Origin of the sequence: Pseudomonas petrae (genome assembly GCF_021728295.1) — a bacterium.
GTDB classification, from domain to species: Bacteria; Pseudomonadota; Gammaproteobacteria; order Pseudomonadales; family Pseudomonadaceae; genus Aquipseudomonas; species Aquipseudomonas petrae.
On record NZ_JAKJXE010000003.1, the window covers coordinates 97817 to 119891 of the forward strand.

18 protein-coding genes are annotated in these 22075 nt (G+C 60.9%); 15 read left to right on the forward strand and 3 right to left on the reverse strand.

All coding sequences use genetic code 11. From position 1 onward, the window contains the following. Window positions 1–30: 30 nt before the first annotated feature. Window positions 31–1086: a biotin synthase BioB gene (bioB, locus tag L4G42_RS06210; RefSeq protein ID WP_237251560.1), complete on the reverse strand. Its 1056-nt coding sequence runs from the start codon at window positions 1084–1086 to the stop codon at window positions 31–33. 110 nt (window positions 1087–1196) lie between these two features. Here bioB and L4G42_RS06215 point away from each other — a divergent pair, with 110 nt between their 5' ends. The 5 genes from L4G42_RS06215 to rarD all read left to right on the forward strand — a co-directional run bounded on the left by L4G42_RS06215 (window position 1197) and on the right by rarD (window position 6981). Beyond that, window positions 1197–1931 (forward strand): ComF family protein, encoded by a 735-nt coding sequence (locus L4G42_RS06215; RefSeq protein WP_237251561.1) that lies wholly within the window; start codon window positions 1197–1199, stop codon window positions 1929–1931. A gap of 91 nt (window positions 1932–2022) precedes the next feature. Next, window positions 2023–2790, forward strand: coding sequence for a TOBE domain-containing protein (locus L4G42_RS06220; RefSeq protein ID WP_237251562.1), 768 nt, complete (start codon window positions 2023–2025; stop codon window positions 2788–2790). A gap of 103 nt (window positions 2791–2893) precedes the next feature. Then, complete coding sequence (locus L4G42_RS06225; protein ID WP_237251563.1) at window positions 2894–4807, forward strand: PhoX family protein; 1914 nt, start codon at window positions 2894–2896, stop codon at window positions 4805–4807. A 153-nt stretch (window positions 4808–4960) separates the two neighbouring features. Then, entirely contained in the window at window positions 4961–5935 is a 975-nt protein-coding gene (locus L4G42_RS06230; RefSeq protein WP_237251564.1) for a serine/threonine protein kinase, read from the forward strand. A gap of 152 nt (window positions 5936–6087) precedes the next feature. Continuing rightward, complete coding sequence (rarD, locus tag L4G42_RS06235; RefSeq protein WP_237251565.1) at window positions 6088–6981, forward strand: EamA family transporter RarD; 894 nt, start codon at window positions 6088–6090, stop codon at window positions 6979–6981. A gap of 59 nt (window positions 6982–7040) precedes the next feature. Here rarD and L4G42_RS06240 read toward each other — a convergent pair whose 3' ends face one another. After that, window positions 7041–7559: a glycine cleavage system transcriptional repressor gene (locus L4G42_RS06240; RefSeq protein ID WP_237251566.1), complete on the reverse strand. Its 519-nt coding sequence runs from the start codon at window positions 7557–7559 to the stop codon at window positions 7041–7043. A 480-nt stretch (window positions 7560–8039) separates the two neighbouring features. On the opposite strand from L4G42_RS06240, the gene L4G42_RS06245 reads away from it, so the two are divergent. After that, on the forward strand, window positions 8040–10217 hold the full coding sequence (locus L4G42_RS06245) for a malate synthase G (RefSeq protein ID WP_237260659.1): 2178 nt from the start codon (window positions 8040–8042) through the stop codon (window positions 10215–10217). Between the two features lie 75 nt (window positions 10218–10292). Here L4G42_RS06245 and L4G42_RS06250 read toward each other — a convergent pair whose 3' ends face one another. Next, entirely contained in the window at window positions 10293–10739 is a 447-nt protein-coding gene (locus L4G42_RS06250) for a response regulator (RefSeq protein ID WP_237251568.1), read from the reverse strand. Window positions 10740–10972: 233 nt separating this feature from the next. Here L4G42_RS06250 and L4G42_RS06255 point away from each other — a divergent pair, with 233 nt between their 5' ends. From L4G42_RS06255 to L4G42_RS06295, 9 genes are all read left to right on the forward strand, one after another. Then, entirely contained in the window at window positions 10973–12907 is a 1935-nt protein-coding gene (locus L4G42_RS06255) for a putative nucleotidyltransferase substrate binding domain-containing protein (RefSeq protein ID WP_237251569.1), read from the forward strand. A gap of 10 nt (window positions 12908–12917) precedes the next feature. Further along, the gene (locus L4G42_RS06260; RefSeq protein WP_237251570.1) at window positions 12918–13637 is read left to right on the forward strand and encodes a 3'-5' exonuclease; all 720 of its coding nucleotides are present in this window, start codon (window positions 12918–12920) and stop codon (window positions 13635–13637) included. Window positions 13638–13806: 169 nt separating this feature from the next. Beyond that, complete coding sequence (locus L4G42_RS06265; RefSeq protein WP_237251571.1) at window positions 13807–14325, forward strand: RNA polymerase sigma factor; 519 nt, start codon at window positions 13807–13809, stop codon at window positions 14323–14325. Continuing rightward, window positions 14322–15314, forward strand: coding sequence for a FecR family protein (locus L4G42_RS06270; protein WP_237251572.1), 993 nt, complete (start codon window positions 14322–14324; stop codon window positions 15312–15314). Before L4G42_RS06265 ends, L4G42_RS06270 begins: the two co-directional genes overlap by 4 nt. 371 nt (window positions 15315–15685) lie before the next feature. After that, window positions 15686–18121 carry a TonB-dependent siderophore receptor gene (locus tag L4G42_RS06275; protein ID WP_237259615.1) on the forward strand — a complete coding sequence of 812 codons (2436 nt, stop codon included), beginning with the start codon at window positions 15686–15688 and terminating at the stop codon, window positions 18119–18121. A gap of 80 nt (window positions 18122–18201) precedes the next feature. Next, window positions 18202–19341: a PepSY-associated TM helix domain-containing protein gene (locus L4G42_RS06280; RefSeq protein WP_237251574.1), complete on the forward strand. Its 1140-nt coding sequence runs from the start codon at window positions 18202–18204 to the stop codon at window positions 19339–19341. Then, window positions 19338–19529: a hypothetical protein gene (locus L4G42_RS06285; RefSeq protein WP_237251575.1), complete on the forward strand. Its 192-nt coding sequence runs from the start codon at window positions 19338–19340 to the stop codon at window positions 19527–19529. Before L4G42_RS06280 ends, L4G42_RS06285 begins: the two co-directional genes overlap by 4 nt. Before the next feature lie 315 nt (window positions 19530–19844). Further along, the gene (locus tag L4G42_RS06290; RefSeq protein WP_237251576.1) at window positions 19845–21158 is read left to right on the forward strand and encodes an MFS transporter; all 1314 of its coding nucleotides are present in this window, start codon (window positions 19845–19847) and stop codon (window positions 21156–21158) included. Window positions 21159–21264: 106 nt separating this feature from the next. Next, window positions 21265–21894: a glutathione S-transferase family protein gene (locus tag L4G42_RS06295; RefSeq protein ID WP_237259616.1), complete on the forward strand. Its 630-nt coding sequence runs from the start codon at window positions 21265–21267 to the stop codon at window positions 21892–21894. Window positions 21895–22075: the final 181 nt, after the last annotated feature.

Consider the following 22075-nt stretch of genomic DNA (forward strand, 5'->3'; position numbering starts at 1 on the left):
CAGGCCTCGGGTCAAGCCACTTATGAAGAATCAAACAGCCGCGTCGTAAAACAGCTCGCTGCTTTTCTGCTCGATCAGCGCCTGCTCGATAGCTGCCTGATGGACCTCGTCCGAGTGCTCTTCGCGTGCTTCAGGCTGAATGCCCAGACGCGAGAACAGCAGCATGTCCTTGTCGGACTGCGGGTTGGCGGTGGTCAGCAGTTTGTCGCCGTAGAAGATCGAGTTGGCGCCGGCGAAGAACGCCAGGGCCTGCATCTGGTCGTTCATGGCTTCGCGGCCTGCGGACAGGCGCACGTGGGATTGAGGCATCAGGATGCGCGCGACGGCCAGCATGCGGATGAAATCGAACGGATCGATATCCTCGGCATTTTCCAGCGGCGTGCCGGCCACTTTCACCAGCATGTTGATCGGCACAGACTCAGGATGCTCCGGCAGGTTGGCCAGCTGGATCAGCAGATTGGCGCGGTCGTCCAGGGATTCGCCCATGCCCAGGATGCCGCCGGAGCAGATTTTCATCCCCGAATCACGCACGTACGCCAGCGTCTGCAGGCGATCGCTGTAGGTGCGGGTGGTGATGATGCTGGTGTAGAAATCCGGGGACGTGTCGAGGTTGTGGTTGTAGTAATCGAGGCCAGCGGCGGCCAGCGCCTGGGTCTGGTCCTGATCCAGCTTGCCAAGGGTCATGCAGGTTTCCAGCCCCAAGGCCTTGACGCCTTTGACCATCTCCAGCACGTAGGGCATGTCTTTGGCCGACGGGTGTTTCCACGCCGCACCCATGCAGAAACGGGTCGAACCAATGGCCTTGGCACGTGCGGCTTCTTCCAGCACTTGCTGGACCTGCATCAGCTTTTCTTTTTCCAGACCGGTGTTGTAGTGGCCCGATTGCGGGCAGTACTTGCAGTCTTCCGGGCAGGCGCCGGTTTTGATCGACAGCAGAGTCGAGACTTGTACGCGGTTGGCGTCGAAGTGAGCGCGGTGCACGGTTTGCGCCTGAAACAGCAGGTCATTGAATGGCTGTGTGAACAGCGCCTTGACCTCGGCTAGATTCCAGTCGTGACGCAGGTTGGCATTGATGCTGGCGCTCATGGGCGGCTCCTTGATGTTTTCTGGACGATGACCCGGGCGGCTTCGCCCAGCGGCAAAACCGGAAAGCCCACAGGCGCAACACGGATGTTCGGCATATTTAAGGAAGCGACATGCGCTGTCAACCGTATAACGGGCACGAGGTTTACATCTGGTTAAAAAACGTACAGTCTTGTTTGTTGTGCGACGAAGCGACTGATTCAAGCACCCCGATCTGTATGCCTTGTGAGCGCGAACTCCCGTGGCTGATTGACCAGTGCGACCGTTGCGCGCTGCCCATGCCGATGTCCGGCCTCACCTGCGGCGCCTGCAATCGCCACCCTCCCGCCTTTAATGACGTCGTCGCTCCGTGGCTTTACGACTTCCCGATCGACGCGCTGGTCACACGCTTCAAGCATCAGGGCAAATGGCCGCTCGGCCGGCTGCTGGCGGAGCTGTTAGGAGAGACCCTGCAGCATCGCTTCAATGACGGCCTGCGCCGACCCGACTTTCTTATCCCGGTGCCACTCGCCAAAAAACGGCTGCGCCAGCGAGGCTTCAATCAGGCGGCGATGTTGGCGAACTGGCTCGGCGCTCGACTGGGACTGCCTGTTGATGAGCGCGTGATCCGCCGTGTGAAAGAAACACCTTCGCAGCAGGGTCTGGATGCAAAGGCCAGAAAGCGCAATCTGGCGTCCGCCTTCGCGCTGAGGGACGCCACGGCGATTACTGGCAAGCACCTCGCACTGATTGATGACGTCCTCACCACCGGCTCGACGGCGAATGCGTTGGCCGGCCTGTTGCGCCAAGCCGGCGCCCGATCGGTGGACGTGTATTGCCTGGCGAGGACGCCGAAGCCTGGGGACTAAGAGGCCGAGAGATTAAGAAATCCGCAGCATTTGGGTGCAAGGCGTTTTGGCTTACACTCCGGCGTCATCACTTCCAGCGCATCCGACCCTTATGTCACTACCGCCTTCCCTCACCCAGCACATGGTTCGTCGTCCGCACCGTATCGCGCTGTTGCAGCACATTGCCGAGCAGGGTTCGATCACCCGTGCGGCGAAGAGCGCCGGGCTGAGTTACAAGGCGACGTGGGACGCCATCGATGAGCTGAACAATCTGGCGCACAAACCGCTGGTCGAGCGCAGCGTCGGCGGTCGTGGTGGCGGCGGCGCGAAATTGTCGGCCGAAGGCGAGCGCGTGCTGCGGCTTTATCAGCGCCTGCAAGCGTTGCAAACCCAGTTGCTGGAAACTTCCTCGGAGGAATCCAATGACCTCGCCCTGCTCAGCCGCTTGATGCTGCGCACCAGCGCGCGAAATCAGCTGCATGGCCAGGTCAGCGGCGTTCGTTCTCAGGGTCGCAACGACATGATCACGTTGCAGCTCGCGGGCGGTTTGTCGATCGAGGCCCAGATCACCCACGACAGCACCTTGCGACTGGGGCTTGAGATCGGCACGGATGTGTTCGCCCTGATCAAGGCCGGCTGGCTGGAGTTACTGGCGTCCGATCAGTCTGAAACAACCGGACACAATTGCCTTGCGGGGAATATTGAGAAAATTCTCGATGCCGACGATGGCCCGAGCGAGGTCCGAATCGTCCTTCCCAGTCACCAGATCCTTTGCGCAGTGGTCGACGCGGACCGGCTGCACACCTTGCAGATCAAGGTCGGCGGCTCCGTGAAGGTCCAGTTTGCGCCCTCCAACATTTTGATCGGCACGCCGCTTTAAGCCGTGCGTGTACCCGCGGTCTGCGCCCTATTCGTCGTCTGACCGACACAATAATGTCATCCGCACTGCATAGGGTTTTGCCCTAAACCGCAGGGAGCCCGTGATGACGCTATTAAAAGATAACCAATCCACCGACCTCGAAAACATGGTTGGCCTGACCCGACGCGGATTCATCAGCGCGGGCGCCCTGTGCGGCGCGGCGATGTTTCTGGGCGGCAACCTGCTCAGCCGCAGCGTAATGGCCGCCAGTGTCAGCGCCGCCAACGGCACGCTGCTTGGCTTCGACAGCATCCCCTCCTCCACCGCCGACAGCATCAGTCTGCCGCCCGGTTATCGTTCCTCGGTCCTGATCAGTTGGGGCCAGCCACTGCAAACCAGCGGCCCGGCTTTTGACCCCAGCGGCAAAGGCACCGCGAAGATGCAGGAGCTGCAGTTCGGCGACAACAATGACGGCATGAGCCTGTTCACCTTCCCCGGCGACAAGCCGGAGACCGCCAGCCGCGCGCTGATGGCGATCAACAACGAATACACCAATTACCGCTACCTCTTCGATCACGGCAAAGACCCGCAATCCGCCGAAGACGTGCACAAGGCTCAGGCCAGCGAAGGTGTTTCGGTGATTGAGGTCAAGCGCGAAGGTGAGCAGTGGGCGTTTGTGCAAGGCTCCAAATACAACCGGCGCATCCACGGCAACACGCCTATTCACGTCACTGGCCCGGCCGCCGGGCACGAATGGTTGAAGACCGCCGCCGACAAGACCGGCAAGAATGTGCTCGGTACTTTCCAGAACTGCGCCAACGGCAAGACGCCGTGGGGCACCTATCTGACGTGCGAAGAGAACTTCACTGACTGCTTTGGCAGCAGCAATCCCACCCAGACCTTCGATGCCGCGACCAAGCGTTATGGCGTGACAGCCGCCAGCAAGGAAGTGAACTGGCACCTGCACGACCCGCGCTTCGACGTCGCCAAAAACCCCAACGAACCCAATCGCCATGGCTGGGTGGTGGAGATCGACCCGTTCGATCCGAAATCCACGCCAGTCAAACGCACCGCCCTGGGCCGCTTCAAGCACGAAAACGCTGCGCTGACCGAGACCAAAGACGGCCGCGTCGTGGTGTACATGGGCGACGATGAGCGCGGCGAGTTCATCTACAAATTCATCAGCCGCGACAAGGTCGATCACAAGAACCGCAAGGCCAACCGCGACATCCTTGACCACGGCACGCTGTACGTCGCGCAATTCGACGCTGGCGACAGCAACCCCGATCATCCGAAAGGCCAGGGCAAATGGATTGAGCTGAGCCACGGCAAGAACGGCATCGACGCGGCCAGCGGGTTCGCCAATCAGGCTGAAGTGCTAATTCATGCGCGCCTGGCGGCAAGCCAGGTCAAGGCCACGCGCATGGACCGGCCTGAATGGATCGTTGTCAGCCCCAAGGACGGCCAGGTCTATTGCACGCTGACCAACAACATCAAGCGTGGCGATGAAGGGCAGCCAGTGGGCGGGCCGAATCCGCGGGCGAAAAACCAGTACGGGCAGATTCTGCGCTGGCAGGAAACCGGGTCAGATGCAGCCGCCATGGATTTTGCGTGGGACTTGTTTGTGGTCGCGGGCAACCCGAGCGTGCATGCGGGAACGCCGCAGGGTGGATCAAGCAACATCAACCCGCAGAACATGTTCAACAGCCCGGACGGCTTGGGTTTCGATGCGGCTGGCCGATTGTGGATTCTGACTGACGGCGACGCCACCAATGCGGGCGACTTCGCCGGCATGGGCAATAACCAGATGCTGTGCGCTGACCCTGCAAGCGGAGAGATTCGCCGGTTCATGGTCGGGCCGGTGGGTTGTGAAGTCACCGGCATCAGCTTCGCGCCCGACCAGAAAGCGCTGTTCGTCGGCATTCAACACCCCGGCGAAAACGGCGGTTCGACCTTCCCCGAGCACTTGCCGAATGGCAAGCCGAGATCATCGGTGATGGTCATCACGCGGGAGGATGGCGGCGTGATCGGCGCATAACGCGAGCGCGTCCCCATCTCGAAAAGTACGCAATCGAAGGGATGGGGATTGCAGTGAATCAAGGCAACGGGTGTAACGCGCTGTGTCAGGTGTAACACGCCTGAGTTACCATGACTGGCCCGACGCGGCAGCCTGCTGCGCGCAGGAGTTAGCATGGCCCACCCGTTCGCAACACTTACACCTGACCTGGTGCTGGACGCCGTCGAGAGCATCGGCTTTGTCACCGACGCCCGTATTCTCGCGCTCAACAGCTATGAGAACCGCGTCTATCAGGTCGGCATCGATGAACAGCAGCCACTGATTGCCAAGTTCTACCGGCCCGATCGCTGGACCAACGACGCCATTCTCGAAGAACACAGTTTCACCGCTGAACTCGCCGACGTCGAAATCCCCGTCGTCGCGCCCCTCTTGCACAACGGCGAGACTTTATTCGAGCACGCCGGCTTTCGTTTCACCCTTTTTCCCCGCCGTGGCGGCCGCGCGCCAGAGCCCGGCAATCTCGATCAGCTCTACCGTCTCGGCCAGTTGCTGGGCCGCATTCATGCTGTCGGCGCCACGCGCCCGTTCAAGCACCGCGAAGCCCTTGGCGTGCAGAACTTCGGACACAACTCGCTGAACTACCTGCTGGACAACAACGTGATTCCGCGCAGCCTGCTGCCAGCCTATGAATCCGTTGCCAAAGACTTGCTCAAGCGCGTGGAAGACGTCTACGCTGCCACGCCCCATCAGAACATCCGCATGCACGGCGATTGCCACCCCGGCAACATGATGACCCGCGACGACATCTTCCACATCGTCGATCTTGACGACTGCCGCATGGGCCCGGCGGTGCAGGATGTCTGGATGATGCTCGCGGGTGATCGTCAGGATTGCCTGAGTCAGCTGTCGGAATTGATGGACGGCTACAACGAGTTTCACGATTTCGATCCCCGTGAACTGGCACTCATCGAACCGCTGCGCGCACTGCGCCTGTTGCATTACAGCGCCTGGCTGGCGCGTCGTTGGGACGATCCGGCGTTCCCCCACAGCTTTTCCTGGTTCGGCACCGAACGCTATTGGGGCGATCAGGTGCTGGCGCTGCGCGAGCAGCTGTCCGCGTTGAACGAGGAACCGCTGAAGCTGTTTTAACAACGATGAACCCCTGTAGGAGCGCGCTTGCCCGCGAATGGATTTCTCCAGCACCTGCCACGCCATTGATCCACCGCGATCGCGGGCAAGCGCGCTCCTACACCCGCTCATTAGCCTGACACCACAACAAAAAACACTCCGAAGGACCACTCATGCAAGCTGCCAACCCGCGTCGCGGGTACATTCTGGGCCTGAGCGCCTACATCATCTGGGGACTGTTTCCGATCTACTTCAAGGTGCTTGCCAGCGTTCCCTCACTGGAAATCATCGTCAATCGGGCGATCTGGTCGGCCATCTTCGGCTCGCTTCTGCTGCTGGTCTGGAAGCATCCCGGCTGGTGGCAAGAGCTGCGGGATAATCCCAAACGCCTCGCCATTCTCGCCTGCAGCGGCACGCTGATCGCCGCCAACTGGCTGATCTACGTCTGGGCCGTGAACAACAACCACATGGTCGAAGCCAGCCTGGGTTACTTCATCAACCCGCTGATCAACGTGATGCTCGGCATGGTGCTGCTGCGTGAAAGACTGCGCCCCTTGCAATGGGTGGCGGTGATGCTGGCGTTGATCGGTGTGCTTCAGCAGGTCTGGCAAGTGGGCAGCCTGCCGTGGGTGTCGCTCGCGTTGGCGTTCACCTTCGGCTTCTACGGCCTGATTCGGAAAAAAGCGCCGGTGGCTGCATTGCCCGGACTGGTGGTAGAGACCTGGATTCTGGTGCCGCTGGCCGTGGGCTGGTTGATTTTCAACCCGCTGGCCCACAGCGCACAACCGGAGTTCTGGACAACATCCGAGGCGCTCTGGCTGGCGGCGGCCGGGCCCGTGACGCTCGTGCCGCTGGTGTGTTTCAACGCTGCAGCAAGGCATTTGCCCTACGCGACATTGGGCTTTTTGCAGTACATCGCGCCAACGCTCGTGCTTGCATTGGCGGTTGTGCTGTACGACGAACACATGCCTTCGGCCACCTTGGTGACCTTCGCCTTCATCTGGTCCGGGTTGATCATCTACAGCTTCGACGCCTGGCGCTCGCTGCGCAAACGGTCCCAAGCCTGATCGAAGCGGATGGATCGCTGTAGACCCGTTGAAAAGCGGGTCTACAGCGACGGTTTCATTTACTCGTCCGTCGGCAGATGCAGCTCCACCATCAGGTCATCCGCCAGGGTTTCCAGCCGCTGTTGCAGCACATCCAGTGAAAGGTCCATTGGCAGTCCTAATACCGCGTGGGCGCGAAACAGCGTTTCGCTGCTCATGGGCGCAGGTTCGACGTTGGTCACCAATTGCTCCAGGTTGACGCCTTGCTCGGTCAGCACGCGGGTGACGTCACGCACGATCCCGGGACGATCATTGCCCACCAGCTCCATGGTGATGGGCTTCCACTCAGGTGTGGTTTCAGGGACGACTTCGGCGAACAGGACGCGGATGCCTTTTGCCGAGAGCCCTTGCAGCGCGCTGCGCAGGGGCTGATGAGCGTCGGCAGGCGCGCTGACCCGCAGGATCCCGGCGAACTGCCCGGCCATGTGTGACATACGGCTTTCCAGCCAATTGCCACCGTGATCGGCAATGCATGCCGCGAGCTGCTCGACCACGCCTGGCTTGTCCGGCGCAGACACCGTGACGATAAGATGATCCACAAACGACTCCTTTTAGCTGCAGCGAGTGAGGCCTGTTTAATAACACGCCTCTTGGGTTCCGGGGTGGTTGTGGGGAGTATAGGCACGTCTGCCCGGCCCGCAGCAGCGTCAGCACGTCAGGATTTTTTGTGTACGATCCTTATAATTATCTGGAACAATCCGCACGTTCTTTGAGAACATCCGACACCGCCGCGTGACCGAATGCCCACGTCCGGTCGCTCGGTGCACATTCAGTCTGATTTTCATGCCGCAACTCATCATGTAGTATCGCTTCGCGTTCACTACATAGATGTCGAATCCAGGCCTGATCCGATGTTCCTGCAAGGCCAAAACCTGTTTCAAGCGCTTCCTCAGGTGCCCGCCGCCCCGCCCAGCCGCCCGCAACGGCATGTTCTGGAAGGGCACGCAGCGACGTCGATGGCTTTAACAAGAAAGCGCTCGTGATTGAAGCGCAGATAGCTGAGCAGAGTGAGGCAAGCAATGACTGAACACGTTCAAGTCGGTGGCCTGCGGGTCGCCAACGTCCTGCTGGATTTTGTGAACAACGAAGCCATTCCCGGAACCGGCCTCGACGCCGCTGCATTCTGGGCCGGTGCCGATACGCTCATCCATGAGCTCGCGCCGAAGAACAAAGCCCTGCTCGCCAAACGCGACGAATTCCAGGCGCGTATCGACGCCTGGCATCAGTCCAATGCCGGCAACGCCCACGACGCAGCCGCCTACAAGGCGTTCCTGCTGGAAATCGGCTACCTGCTGCCAGAAGCGGCAGACTTCCAGATCACCACACAAAACGTCGACGAAGAAATCGCCCGCATGGCCGGCCCGCAATTGGTGGTGCCGGTAATGAACGCACGCTTCGCGCTTAATGCATCGAATGCTCGCTGGGGCTCGCTGTATGACGCGCTGTACGGCACCGACGCCATCAGCGAAGCCGGCGGCGCGGAAAAGGGCAAAGGCTACAACCGGGTCCGCGGCGACAAAGTCATCGCCTTCGCCCGCGCCTTTCTGGACGAAGCCGCCCCCCTGTCGGCGGGTTCCCACGTCGACTCCACCGGCTACAAACTGGCTGATGGCATGTTGATCGTCAGCCTCAAGGGCGGCAGCAACACCGGCCTGCGCGATGATGCTCAACTGATCGGTTTCCAGGGCGACGCATCGGCGCCGACCGCGCTGCTGTTCAAGCAAAACGGTCTGCACTTCGAACTCCAGATCGACGCCACGAGCCCGGTCGGCCAGACCGATCCGGCCGGCGTCAAAGACGTGCTGATGGAAGCGGCCCTGACCACCATCATGGATTGCGAAGACTCCATCGCTGCCGTTGATGCCGACGACAAGGTCGTCGTGTACCGCAACTGGCTGGGATTGATGAAGGGCGATCTGTCCGAAGAAGTCTCCAAGGGTGGTACCCGCTTCACCCGCACGATGAATGCCGACCGCGTCTACACCTCACCCACCGGCGAACCCGTCACGCTGCATGGCCGCTCGCTGCTGTTCGTGCGCAACGTCGGTCACCTGATGACCATCGATGCGATCCTCGACAATCAAGGCAACGAAGTGCCGGAAGGTATTCTTGACGGCCTGCTGACCAGCCTTGCGGCGATCCACAATCTCAAGGGCAATACCTCCCGCGCCAACAGCCGCACAGGCTCGATGTACATCGTCAAACCGAAGATGCACGGCCCGGAAGAAGTGGCATTCACCAACGAGTTGTTCGGGCGTATCGAAGGGGTGCTGAACCTGCCGCGCAACACGTTGAAAGTCGGGATCATGGACGAGGAGCGTCGCACCACGATCAACCTCAAGGCCTGCATTCAGGCGGCGAGCGAGCGTGTGGTGTTTATCAACACGGGCTTCCTGGACCGCACCGGCGACGAGATTCACACGTCGATGGAAGCAGGGCCTGTCGTACGCAAGGCGCAGATGAAGGCGGAAAAGTGGATTGCCGCGTATGAAAATTCCAACGTCGATATAGGTTTGAAATGCGGCTTGCAAGGGCGTGCGCAGATCGGCAAAGGCATGTGGGCGATGCCTGACTTGATGGCTGCGATGCTCGAACAGAAAATCGCCCACCCGCTGGCCGGCGCCAACACCGCCTGGGTCCCATCCCCTACCGCCGCTGCGCTGCACGCGCTGCATTACCACAAGGTCGATGTGTTCGCGCGTCAGGCTGAACTCGCCCAGCGCACGCCGGCCTCGGTCGATGACATCCTGACCATCCCCCTGGCGCCGAACACTGACTGGACAGCCGAGGAGATTCAGAACGAGCTGGACAACAACGCCCAGGGCATCCTCGGGTATGTGGTGCGCTGGATCGATCAGGGCGTTGGCTGTTCGAAGGTGCCGGACATCAACGACATCGGCCTGATGGAGGACCGCGCCACGCTGCGAATTTCCAGCCAGCACATTGCCAACTGGCTGCGCCATGGCGTGGTCAGCGAGCAGCAGGTGATGGAAAGTCTGAAGCGCATGGCGCCGGTAGTGGACCGTCAGAACGCAGGTGATGCGCTGTATCGCCCGCTCGCGCCGGACTTCGACAGCAACATCGCGTTTCAGGCAGCGGTCGAGTTGGTCATCGAAGGCACGCGGCAGCCCAATGGCTACACCGAGCCGGTACTGCACCGCCGCCGTCGGGAGTTCAAGGCGAAAAACGGCGCGTAATCAGCGCCCAAACAAAAGGCGGTGCTCCTGAAAGGGACACCGCCTTTTTATTGCCACCAAAAACTGGCGGCGTTCTTACGCTATCCCCAATTCCCGCTTCACCAGCCGCAACAGTTGCTTGGTATTGATCGGCTTGAGCAGAAAATCCACCACGCTCAAATGCATCGCATCGATGGCGTCGCGGACGTTGGCGTCGCCGGACACGATAATGATCGGCAGCTCCGCGCGGTCCGATTCGCGCACGCGACGGATCAGATCCAGCCCGTCGCACGGCGCCATGCGCAGATCCGTGATCAGCAGCGCAATGGACGGCCGGGTCTGCAGCAAATGCATGGCGCTGGTGCCGCCGGCGGCGGTGATGCAGCTGATGTCATTGAGACTGAGAATTTCGGCCAGAACTTCCCGAGCATCCTTGTCGTCATCGACGATCAACACCCGTTGTGGCGATTGGGACGCAGGCGCGAGCATCACCTCATTGAGGGCTTCGCGCTCTTCATCACTCAAAATACTGTGATCGAACATACCCGTCTCATCTTCCTGTCGACTCCAATTCTGACAGCGCAAGCGATTGATACGCTGCACATCCTGTCGGCTTCATGCCGGGCTCTAGAGCCTCGCGCTAACTGCATCGCTGCGGTTTTACACCTAAGTTCGATGCGATCCAACGCCCTTGTAGTCACCTAAGACTTACGTCCAATGGGCACTGCCCGATAAGCGGTCGACCATGGGGCCAATAAAAACAGGCGGTATCGGTCATGAGCAAAGCGGACGCTTTTACCCAGGCAGGCAAAACAGCCGTACTGCAGAACATCCACGGCACGATGCAGTTCCTGCAAAAATTCCCGCCGTTCAACCAGATGGAAAACGCCCATCTGGCCTACCTTGTCGAACAGTGTCACCTGCGTTTCTACGCTACAGGCGAGAGCATCATCAAGCCTAGCGATGGGCCAGTAGAACATTTTTACATCGTCAAACAAGGCCGCGTAGTGGGTGAGCGCCCCCATTCGGCAAAAGGCGGCACCGAGACCACGTTCGAAATCACCACGGGCGAGTGCTTTCCCCTCGCCGCGCTACTCGGCGAACGCGCCACGCGAACCGAGCATCTGGCGGCCGAAGACACCTTCTGCCTGCAGCTGAACAAGCAAGCCTTCATCAAGCTGTTCGCACTCTCCAATGAGTTCCGCGACTTCGCCCTGCGCGGCGTCAGCAGCCTGCTTGACCAAGTCAATCAGCAAGTAAAGCAGAAGGCGGTGGAAACACTCGGCACCCAATATTCGCTGAACACGCGACTGGGTGAACTGGCGATGCGTCATCCGGTGACGTGCTCCCCCGACACGCCGCTGCGTGAGGCCGTGCGGCAGATGGACGAGCAGCAAGTCGGCAGTATCGTGATCGTAGACGAGGCCAAGGCGCCACTGGGTATTTTCACGCTGCGCGATCTGCGCCAGGTCGTCGCAAACATCAACGCCGACTTCGGCGCGCCCATCGAATGCAGCATGATTCAGGCACCGTTCTACCTGAGCCCGGACGCCAGCGCCTTCGATGCCGCCATTGCCATGACTCAGCGGCATATCGCCCACGTCTGCCTGGTGAAAGATCAGCGTCTGTGCGGCGTGGTCTCCGAGCGCGACCTGTTTTCGCTTCAGCGCGTCGATCTGGTGCACCTGGCGCGAACCATCCGCAGCGCGCCGCGCATCGATTCGCTGGCCAACCTGCGCGGCGACATCGTCCAGTTGGTGGACCGAATGCTCGCCCACGGCGCCTCGTCCACGCAGATCACCCAGATCATCACGCTGCTCAACGACCACATGGTCTGCCGCGTCATCGAACTCACGCTCGAAGAAAAAGGCGATCCCGGCATCGCTTTCAGCTGGCTGTGTTTCGGCAGCGAGGGCCGACGCGAGCAGACGCTGTACACCGATCAGGACAACGGCATTTTGTTCGAAGCCAAGGACGCCGCCGAGGCCGCTGAAATTCGCGGGCGGTTGTTGCCCATCGCCGAGCGGATCAATCAAAGCCTGGCGGTGTGCGGATTCGCGCTGTGCAAAGGCGGGATCATGGCGAGCAATCCGCAGCTGTGCCTGTCGCGGATCGAGTGGGCGCAGCGATTCGGCTCGTTCATTCGCGAGGCTACGCCGGAAAACTTGCTGTCGTCTTCCATCTATTTCGATCTGCGCGTGGTGTGGGGCGATGAAAGCGGCGGCGATCAATTGCGTCAGATTATTCTCGCGCAGGTGGCAGACAACGCATTGTTCCAGCGCATGATGGCCGACAATGCCCTGCGTCAACGCCCACCGGTGGGCCGCTTCAAGGACTTCGTGGTCGCCCGCAAAGGCAGCGAGAAGGACACCCTGGACCTGAAAACTCAAGGCCTGACGCCATTCGTCGACGGGGCGAGGTTGCTGGCGCTGGCCAACGGCGTCGAGGCCAGCAACACGCTGGACAGGCTGCGTCAGCTGGTGACCAAAGAGGTGATCGACCCGCTTGACGGTGCGGCGTATGAAGAGGCTTATCACTTCATCCAGCAAACCCGCATGCAGCAACATCAGCAGCAAAACCGGCAAAACCTGCCGTACTCCAACCGCATCGACCCGGATGTGCTCAATCATCTGGACCGGCGCATTCTGCGTGAGTCGTTCCGTCAGGCGCAGCGGCTGCAGACCAGCCTCACCGTGCGCTACCAACTGTAAGCGACTGATCATGAATTTGTTCCGCTGGCTCAAGCCACCCAAACGCGCCGTCGCCCCTGAACTCACGCCTGAACAGCAACTGCGCCTGCGCGCCCTGCCCGGCCCCTGTGCGCTGGATCAGAAGACACTGCGCCAGCAACGCTGGGTCGTGGTCGATCTTGAAACCAGCGGGCTGAATCTGCAGCGGGACGAAGTGCTGTCGATCGGCGCAGTGGTCATCGAAGATGGCGCGATCGATCTGGGGCAGCAGTTCGAGCGCACGCTGATGCGCGCAGATCACAAACTCAGCCCGAGCGTATTGATTCACGGGCTGGGACCCAACGCGATTGCGGCAGGCAGCGAGCCGGTGGAAGCGCTGCTGGATTTCATGGCGTTCGTAGGTGACAGCCCGCTGTTGGCGTTCCACGCGGCGTTCGACGAGCACATGCTGGGGCGTGCATTAAAGGAAAGCCTGGGCTATCGCCTGCTGCACCCTTTCATTGATGTCGCTCACATCGCGCCCTTCATTTGCCCGAACGCGAATTTGCGTCAGGCAGGTCTGGACGACTGGACGCGATTCTTCGGGCTTCACGCCGAAGAGCGTCATCACGCCAGCGCCGATGCGCTGGTGACCGCCGAACTCGCGATGATCCTGTTCAGCCACGCCAGGCGGCAGGGAATTGAAAGCCCCGCACAGCTGGAGCATGGCGTGGCGAAATGGCGACGGCAGCAGCAATCGCATTCGTTTTAGCGTTCAAACGTGTATATCCGCAGCTAAATCCCTCGCCCTACAAAACGAATGGTCGATTCTTACGCCAACCGTTCGGCCTGTTCCTGCAAGCAGCAATTGCCAGCATTAGGTGGCTCTGACACAATCGCGAACAATTCTCGTTAGCCCCTTTGTTCTCCTCGGTGCGCTTGTGTCGTCACTCCAAAGTCCCCAGCAGCAGCTCGTCGGAACGCTCTATCGCGACCATCGCGGCTGGCTGCTGGGCTGGCTCAGACGCAACGTGGCGTGTCCCCATCGAGCCGAGGACCTGAGCCAGGACACGTTCATTCGCCTGCTGGGCCGCGAGCAATTGCTTGAACCCCGCGAGCCCCGGGCATTTCTGGTCTCGATCGCGAAGGGCTTGTTGTTCGACCACTTCCGTCGGGCCGCGCTGGAACAGGCGTATCTGGACGAGCTGATGCTGATTCCCGAGGGCGAACAACCTTCCCTGGAAGAGCAGCAGCTGATTCTCGAAGACCTCAAAGCCATCGACCGTCTGCTGGGCAAGCTGTCCAGCAGGGCGCGCGCCGCCTTTTTGTACAACCGCCTGGACGGCATGCCCCACGTAGAGATCGCCACAAAGCTCGGCGTCTCGGTGCCCCGCGTGCGTCAGTACCTGGCGCAGGGTTTGCGCCAGTGCTACATCGCACTGTATGGCGAGCCAACATGAGCCGTATCTCCACACGACCTGTTTCTTCCCACGTGCTGGACGCCGCCATCGCCTGGCAACTGTGCCTGGACTGCGGCCGGGGCAGTGAGGTCGAGCGCGAAGAGTTTGCCAAGTGGTACGCCGCCAGCGACGAGCATGCGCGCGCCTGGATGCAGTTGGGCATGGTCGATCAGCGTTTCGCCGGCACCACCGGCCCGGCACGTTCGGCGCTTTTGCGGTCCCGTGATGGAGTGGGCTTGCGTCTGCGCAGGCTCGGCCGCGGGGTTGCAGGGGTCGCGTTGGCGCTGGGCTTGACGGTATTCATGGGGGATCGTCTGCTACCGGTGGATTACTGGCTCGCAGATCTGCGCACCGCCACCGGCGAGCAACGCACGATTCGCCTGACGGATAACACCCTGATCCGGCTCAACACCCACAGCGCGCTGGACGTGCGATTCGACGACAAAGAGCGACGGATCGTGCTTCAGGAAGGCGAGATCTTCGTGGAAACCGGGAGCCACAACGATGCGCGTCCGTTCATCGTTGAAACCCCCGAAGGCCAGATGCGCGCGCTGGGCACGCAGTTTCTGGTCAAGCGGCAGGCCGACGGCACGCTGCTGAGCGTGCTGCAATCAGCCGTCGCCGTGCACCCGCAAGCTTCGAATCATGAAAAGGTGCTGAACGAAGGGCAGCAGATGTTGATTCATCGCAACAGCCTCGGCCCCATGCTCGCCCTTGCGCCCGGCACCGGCGCCTGGATGCGGGGCATGCTGGTGGTCGATAACGCCCGTCTGGCAGACGTGGTCGCGGAGCTTGCCCGTTATCGTCAGGGCCATCTCGGCGTAGCGAAAGACATTGCGGACCTTCGCATCACCGGCAGCTTCCCGTTGACCAACACGGATCTGGCGCTCAAGGCACTGACGCCCACACTGCCCGTGCAGATCGAAGCGCGTACGCAGTGGTGGGTGACGGTGGTCGGCAGCGAGAAGAAGCCGGCCACTGCCCTGTAAATCAAGGTTCGCCAGCAAGCCGGCGCCTACAGGTAATGGACTGTCGTAGCCTACGGATTCAACGCAGCTCACTTGTAGGAGCGCGCTTGCCCGCGAACGGGGATTATCAGCCACTGGATAAGTTGGCTGGCCCACCGCAATCGCGGGCAAGCGCGCTCCTACAGTGTTTTGCGCCTGGCGCCGGAGATCTCAAGCTGTAGCCGGTTTGCTGGCGAATGCGTCGGGTCGCTCAGCGTAGATATTTCTGGTCTGTGATCAGCCAAGAAGATCCTTGCGCTCGCCAATCGAAATTATTTTCGCCCGGGCCTATCACTTTTCAGATCTCGTTCGGCACATAGGCATTGAGAACCATTTTCATCGAGGTGCCGTTCATGTCCCGCACGCTTCAAACCCTTCTGCGACCGAGCCTGCTGGCTATCGCCGTCGCCATTGCCGCGCCGATGCTCAGTGCGCCGCTGATGGCCGCTTCCCAGGCGTCCAGCGTCCGTGCCTACGATCTGCCCACCGCGCCGTTGTCCACAACGCTGACGCAGATTGCCAGTCAGGCAGGCCTGGCCTTGTCGCTGGATCCGGCACTCGCAGCGGGCCGCACGTCTGCGCCGGTTCAGGGGCAGTTCGACGCGCCAGGCGCCATGGGACAAGCGCTGCGCGGCACCGGCTTGCAATTGAACCTGACCACGGCGGGGACCTACACACTGGTGGCTGCGCCTGAAGGTGCGATGGCATTGCCGGCCACCAGCATTCAAGGCAGTCAGGAAAGTTTCGAAAGCGCGTGGGGCCCGGCGCAGGGATACGCCGCGAGTCGCACCGCAGCGGGCACCAAAACCGACACCGCGCTGGTCGAAGCGCCGCGCTCGATCTCGGTCGCGACCCGCCAGCAGATGCAGGATCGCGCAGTACAGAACATCGACGACGCGGTTCGCTACATGCCAGGCGTGGTTGCCAGCAGTTACGGCAGCGACAGCCGGGCCGAATGGCTGAAGGTCCGCGGCTTCGAACCCACCCAGTTCCTCGACGGCCTGCCGCTGCCCAAAGGCGCCTACGTGATGCCGAAGATGGAGACCTGGGACCTGGAGCGCGTCGCCCTCCTGCGTGGCCCGGCATCCTCGGTGTACGGTCAGACTCCGCCGGGCGGCATGCTCGACATGGTCAGTCGTCGCCCCGAAGCCGAAGCCAGCCACGAAGTGCAGGTTCAGGTCGGCACTTACAACCGCAAGCAGATCAGCTTCGACAGCACCGGCAAGATCGACGACGCCGACAATTTCGAGTACCGCGTCAGCGGCGTCGTGCGTGACAGCGGCACCTCGGTGGACCACATCGACGACAAGCGTTACAACATCGCGCCGAGCCTGACCTGGAACATCGACCCGGACACCAAGCTGACCTTCCTCAGCCAGTTCAATCGCGACGATACCGGGATCACCAGTCAGTTCCTGCCGATTCAGGGCACCAAATACCCGTCGGCCGTGGGGCGCGTGAAGTACCACGAAAACCTGGGCGATCCGGACTGGGAGTTCTACGACAAAACTTACTACGCGCTGGGCTATGCCTTCGAGCATCGTCTGAACGACGTCTGGCAGTTCAAGCAAAACGTCCGCTACACCAAAAGCGATCTGTCCTTTCAGGGGATCACGGCAGGCGGTTATTTCGGCTCGGTGTCCGACGATGGCACCGTTGCTCGCGGCGCCAACGTCGTGAACGAGGACATTTCCCAGTTCGCGCTGGACAACAACCTGCAGGCCGACTTCGACACCGGCGCACTCAAACACACCGTGTTGCTGGGGCTCGACTATCAGCGCCTGAATCACAACTACAAATGGCAGTACGGCAACGCGCCAACCAGCAACATCGCCAACCCGATCTACGGACAGGACTTCAGCAACGTCGCCTACAGCGCGTTTCAGGACTACAACCAGAAAACCCAGGACGTCGGCGTTTACATTCAGGACCAACTGGCCCTGGATAACTGGCGTCTGACCCTGGGCGGGCGCCAGGATCTGCTCAAGACCGAATCGAAGTTCTACAACAGCGACCAGTCCGACGACCGCACCGACAGCGCGTTCACCGGCAACGCCGCGCTCAGCTACGTCTTCGATTCCGGCTTCACGCCGTACATTTCCTACGCCGAGTCATTCCAGGCCGAACAAGGCGGCGCCAATGGCGTGGCGTTCCAGCCGGGGACGGGCAAGCAGTACGAAGTGGGCCTCAAATACCAGCCGCCGGGCAGCAACATCATCTTCACCGCAGCCGCTTACGACCTGACCCGCCGCGACATCGTGCTCAGCGACACGCTGGGTGTGCAGCGTCCTCTGGGCGAGGCGAAGGTGCGCGGCTTCGAGCTGGAAGCGGTGGGCAATGTCACCGACAACCTGAAAGTGACAGCCTCCTACACGTACGCCAACAGCAAGATGACCAAAGTCACCGACCCGCTGGACAAGAATCGTCCGCTGCCACTCACGCCCGAAAACCAGGCGGCAATCTGGGGTGATTACACCTGGCACAACGGCGTGCTCGACGGTTTCGGCCTGGGCTTCGGCGCGCGGTACATTGGCGAGACGGACAACATTGCGATCGGCAGTTACGGTTTCGTCGCCGATTCCAACTACGGCCACAGCAATGCCTACACCGTCTACGACGCTGCCGTTCATTACGACCTCGGCCGCCTGAACAACTCGCTCAAGGGCGTGAGCGTGTCGGTCAACGCCAACAACGTCTTCGACAAGGAATACATTTCTACCTGCGACGGCTTCTATTGCTACTACGGCGACCGTCGTACCGTGCTCGCGAGCGTGGACTACAAATGGTAATCGTTTAAACTCTCATTACCTGAAACAAGGGCCGCTCCACACAGCGGCCTTTGTTGCTTTCGCTTACTCCGGATTTCCACATGAAGAGCCAAACCATCCGCCGCTGGTCTTTCATCCACACGTGGACCAGCCTGATTTGCACGGCATTCCTGCTGATGCTGGCGATCACTGGCTTGCCGCTGATCTTCAGTCACGAGATCGCTCACCTGACGGGCGATGCGCCGGAATTCAAGGAGATGCCCGCCGGCACACCGCATCTGGACCTCGAGCAACTCGTTCGCTCAGCCGAAGCCCACCGCCCCGGCGACGTGATGCAGTATTTCGGCTGGGACGACGATGATCCCAACGGCGTCTACGCCATCATGGGCAAGACCGCTGGCGGCGACCCCAACGAATCCCACACTTTCATGCTCGATGCGCGCACCGGCGAGGCGATGGAAACGCCGAGCGCCAATGGCGGCTTCATGATGATCATGCTGCGCCTGCACGTGGACATGTACGCCGGGCTGCCGGGCAAGCTGTTGCTGGCGTTCATGGGCTTGCTGTTTGTCATGGCGATCGTGTCCGGCGTCGTGCTGTACGCACCCTTCATGCGTCGGCTGGATTTCGCCACGGTGCGGCCGAATAAATCTACCCGGGTGCGCTGGCTCGACCTGCACAACCTGATCGGCGTCGTGACACTGACCTGGGCCATCGTCGTTGGCCTGACTGGCGTGCTCAACGCCTGCGCCGATCTGGTGATCGCGCAATGGCGCACCGACGCGCTGATGACCATGATCGCGCCGTACACGGACGCCCCGCCTTTGGCAGAACGCGCACCGGCGACCCGGCTGATCGACATTTCCAAAGCCACCGTCCCCAGCGCCGAGCCGAGCTTCATTGCCTTTCCCGGCTCGCGCTTTTCCAGCGAGCATCATTACGCCGTGTTCATGAAAGGCGACACGCACCTGACCTCCCACTTGCTCACTCCCGTCCTGGTCGACGCCCAGGACCTTCACGTGACCGCAACGCTGGGACGCCCGTGGTACATGGACGCGTTGCTGTTGTCGCAACCGCTGCACTTCGGCGACTACGGCGGCATGCCGATGAAAATCCTCTGGGCCGCGCTGGATGTACTGACGATCGTCGTCCTCGGCAGTGGCTTGTACCTGTGGTGGGTCCGCCGTCGTGCCGCCGTCGCCGTGGCGAAAGCGGTCGCCGTAGAGGCGGAAGTGGCATGACCCGACACAAAAAACACGCCGCGTTCTGGAAGACATTCGCCAAACCAGGCTGGATCGCGCTGCTGACAGCGATCGGCCTGTTCGCGGCGCTGCTCGGCGACGGCGCATGGGACGTGCTGGCCTGGATCGGCATGGCGATTCCGGCGGGGCTTAGCTGCAAGGGGTTGATGGCGCGTAAGCAGGTGTAAACCGTACCATTCAAATTCCAGCGACATCTGGCGGGATCCTGCTCCCGCCACCCAGTGTCATCATACAACCCGTGGATATCCTTCCCTCCAGCGCCACAGGCGGTCTACACGCCTGGCGCTCCCGAAAACGCCTCACAATCGCTCACTCCCGCCCGTAGAGCCAACCCCCGCTGTGACAAGCTCGTTACATTAAGAAATATAATGAGCGCTCCGCCGTATTTCAATTGACAAGAAATCGTGTGTTTGACTAAATCCAGTCATACGACGACGTATAACGATCGCCGCCAAATAAAAACAATACCCAGAGTGGACTCGATGAAAATCAAAGGCATCCGTTGGTGGATGGTCGCGCTGATAACCGGCGGCCTGATCGTCAACTATCTCGCACGCAACACCCTCTCCGTCGCCGCTCCTACCATGATGAGCGAGCTGAACATTTCCACCGAACAGTACTCGCACGTCGTTATCGCGTGGCAGATGGGCTATGCCTTCATGCAGCCGGTTGCCGGCTACGTGATCGATGCCATCGGCACCAAGATCGGCTTTGCAGTGTTCGCCATCGCTTGGTCAGTCGCATGCGCATCGGCGGCCATGGCCACCGGCTGGCAGAGTCTGGCGTTCCTGCGCAGCTTGCTGGGCATCACAGAAGCGGCAGGTTTTCCTGCAGCGATCAAAGCGACCACTGAGTGGTTTCCGGCCAAAGAGCGCTCGGTCGCCATCGGCTGGTTCAACATCGGTTCGTCGATCGGGGCATTGCTGGCCCCTCCCCTCGTGGTCTGGGCGATTCTGCACAGCGGCTGGCAGATCGCGTTCATCATTGTCGGCGGGCTGGGCCTGCTGTGGAGCGCGGGCTGGCTGTTCTTCTACAAGCACCCGCGCAATCAGCGTCTGCTGGGCGATGAGGAGCGCGATTACATTCTTGCAGGTCAGGAATCCCACCTGAAGGATGCGCCGACCAAGCACGCCAGCTGGAAGAAGATCGTCGGCACCCGCAATTTCTACGCAATCGCTTCGGCACGCATGCTTTCGGAGCCGGCCTGGCAGACGTTCAACGCCTGGATTCCGCTGTACCTGATGACCGAGCGACACATGAACATCAAGGAAATCGCGATGTTTGCCTGGCTGCCTTTTCTCGCCGCCGACATCGGCTGCGTGTTGGGCGGTTACCTGAGCCCGTTCTTCTACAAGCACTTCAACGTGTCGCTGCTGACCTCGCGCAAGATGGTGATGGTGTTGGGCTCGCTGTGCATGATCGGCCCTGGCTGCATCGGTCTGGTGGACAGCCCTTATGTCGCCATCGCGCTGCTATGCGCTGGCGGTTTCGCGCACCAGACGCTGTCGGGCGCCTTGTACGCAATCACTTCGGACTCCTTCGGCAAGAACGAAGTGGGCACCGCAACCGGGCTGGGCGGGATGTTCGGATTTCTGGGCGCGGCGTTGTTCACGCTGGTGCTCGGGATCATGGTCACCAAAGTCGGCTACAGCCCGCTGTTTGTGGCGCTGGCCGCTTTCGATCTCATCGCCGCCACAATCATCTGGTTTGTCGCCAAGCCGCTGTTGACCGGCACACCTTCGGCGCAATCCGGAAGTGCATCGGCTGATTCGGCTGAAGGGGTCCCGACGGTCTGACATCCAGGTCCGGGCCGTCGCAAATCGGCCCGGCATTGCATCAGGATATTGCACAGCGTCCTGGCCCTGACTAGTCTGGAGGGCCAGGCCGATCAGAGGAATGTCCATGTCTGCGCCCAGCATGACGCTGTATTACAACGCCGCTTCGCCCTTCGCGCGTAAGGTGCTGATCTTGCTTCATGAAACCGGACAGGCAAGCCGGGTCAGTCTCAAAGCGGTAGCGGTTACCCCCGTCAGCCCCAACGTTGAAGTCTGCCGCGATAATCCGTGCGGGAAGATTCCGGCGCTGTGTCTGGCCGACGACAACGTGATCCATGACAGCCGGGTGATTCTCGACTACCTGGATCAACAGCATGTCGGCAACCCCCTCATTCCCAAGGAAGGCTCGGCGCGCTGGCGGCGATTGACGCTCGCGTCACTGGCCGATGCCCTTATGGACGCTGCGCTGCTCATCCGTTACGAGACCTTCCTGCGGCCAGAGGAGAAACATTGGTCGGAATGGCTCGACGCCCAGCAAGAAAAAATCGCTCGCACGCTGGCCTACTTCGAAGCCGAAGCCGTCACCGAATTGAGTTCGCACTTCGACGTCGCGTCGATCAGCGTGGCATGTGCGGTGGGCTATCTGGATTTCCGTCAGCCGAATCTGGGCTGGCGCAGCAGCTACCCGCGATTGGCGAACTGGTATTACGAAGTCAGTCAGCGGCCGTCGATGCTGGAGACTCAACCGCCCGCCTGACTGTTTTCAAATCACAGGTATCAAAGAAGCCGGATTCATTCGTGGGACGCGAGTCGATCCGCTTCGATGAGCGCTGGGCTGTTGGACCGCGAGGGCATCTGCCTTCGTCAGTCTGCAGCCAGTTCGCTATCTCCACTGCAAGCCCGTGCCCTATCTGCTGGTCTTCGCGCAGTCCCACCCA

Bases quoted from the DNA above. Each gene is read 5' to 3' on its own strand.
- bioB (WP_237251560.1), bottom strand. From the start codon at position 1,086: ATGAGCGCCAGCATCAATGCCAACCTGCGTCACGACTGGAATCTAGCC.
- L4G42_RS06215 (WP_237251561.1), top strand. From the start codon at position 1,197: ATGCGCTGTCAACCGTATAACGGGCACGAGGTTTACATCTGGTTAAAA.
- L4G42_RS06220 (WP_237251562.1), top strand. From the start codon at position 2,023: ATGTCACTACCGCCTTCCCTCACCCAGCACATGGTTCGTCGTCCGCAC.
- L4G42_RS06225 (WP_237251563.1), top strand. From the start codon at position 2,894: ATGACGCTATTAAAAGATAACCAATCCACCGACCTCGAAAACATGGTT.
- L4G42_RS06230 (WP_237251564.1), top strand. From the start codon at position 4,961: ATGGCCCACCCGTTCGCAACACTTACACCTGACCTGGTGCTGGACGCC.
- rarD (WP_237251565.1), top strand. From the start codon at position 6,088: ATGCAAGCTGCCAACCCGCGTCGCGGGTACATTCTGGGCCTGAGCGCC.
- L4G42_RS06245 (WP_237260659.1), top strand. From the start codon at position 8,040: ATGACTGAACACGTTCAAGTCGGTGGCCTGCGGGTCGCCAACGTCCTG.
- L4G42_RS06250 (WP_237251568.1), bottom strand. From the start codon at position 10,739: ATGTTCGATCACAGTATTTTGAGTGATGAAGAGCGCGAAGCCCTCAAT.
- L4G42_RS06255 (WP_237251569.1), top strand. From the start codon at position 10,973: ATGAGCAAAGCGGACGCTTTTACCCAGGCAGGCAAAACAGCCGTACTG.
- L4G42_RS06260 (WP_237251570.1), top strand. From the start codon at position 12,918: ATGAATTTGTTCCGCTGGCTCAAGCCACCCAAACGCGCCGTCGCCCCT.
- L4G42_RS06270 (WP_237251572.1), top strand. From the start codon at position 14,322: ATGAGCCGTATCTCCACACGACCTGTTTCTTCCCACGTGCTGGACGCC.
- L4G42_RS06275 (WP_237259615.1), top strand. From the start codon at position 15,686: ATGTCCCGCACGCTTCAAACCCTTCTGCGACCGAGCCTGCTGGCTATC.
- L4G42_RS06280 (WP_237251574.1), top strand. From the start codon at position 18,202: ATGAAGAGCCAAACCATCCGCCGCTGGTCTTTCATCCACACGTGGACC.
- L4G42_RS06285 (WP_237251575.1), top strand. From the start codon at position 19,338: ATGACCCGACACAAAAAACACGCCGCGTTCTGGAAGACATTCGCCAAA.
- L4G42_RS06290 (WP_237251576.1), top strand. From the start codon at position 19,845: ATGAAAATCAAAGGCATCCGTTGGTGGATGGTCGCGCTGATAACCGGC.
- L4G42_RS06295 (WP_237259616.1), top strand. From the start codon at position 21,265: ATGTCTGCGCCCAGCATGACGCTGTATTACAACGCCGCTTCGCCCTTC.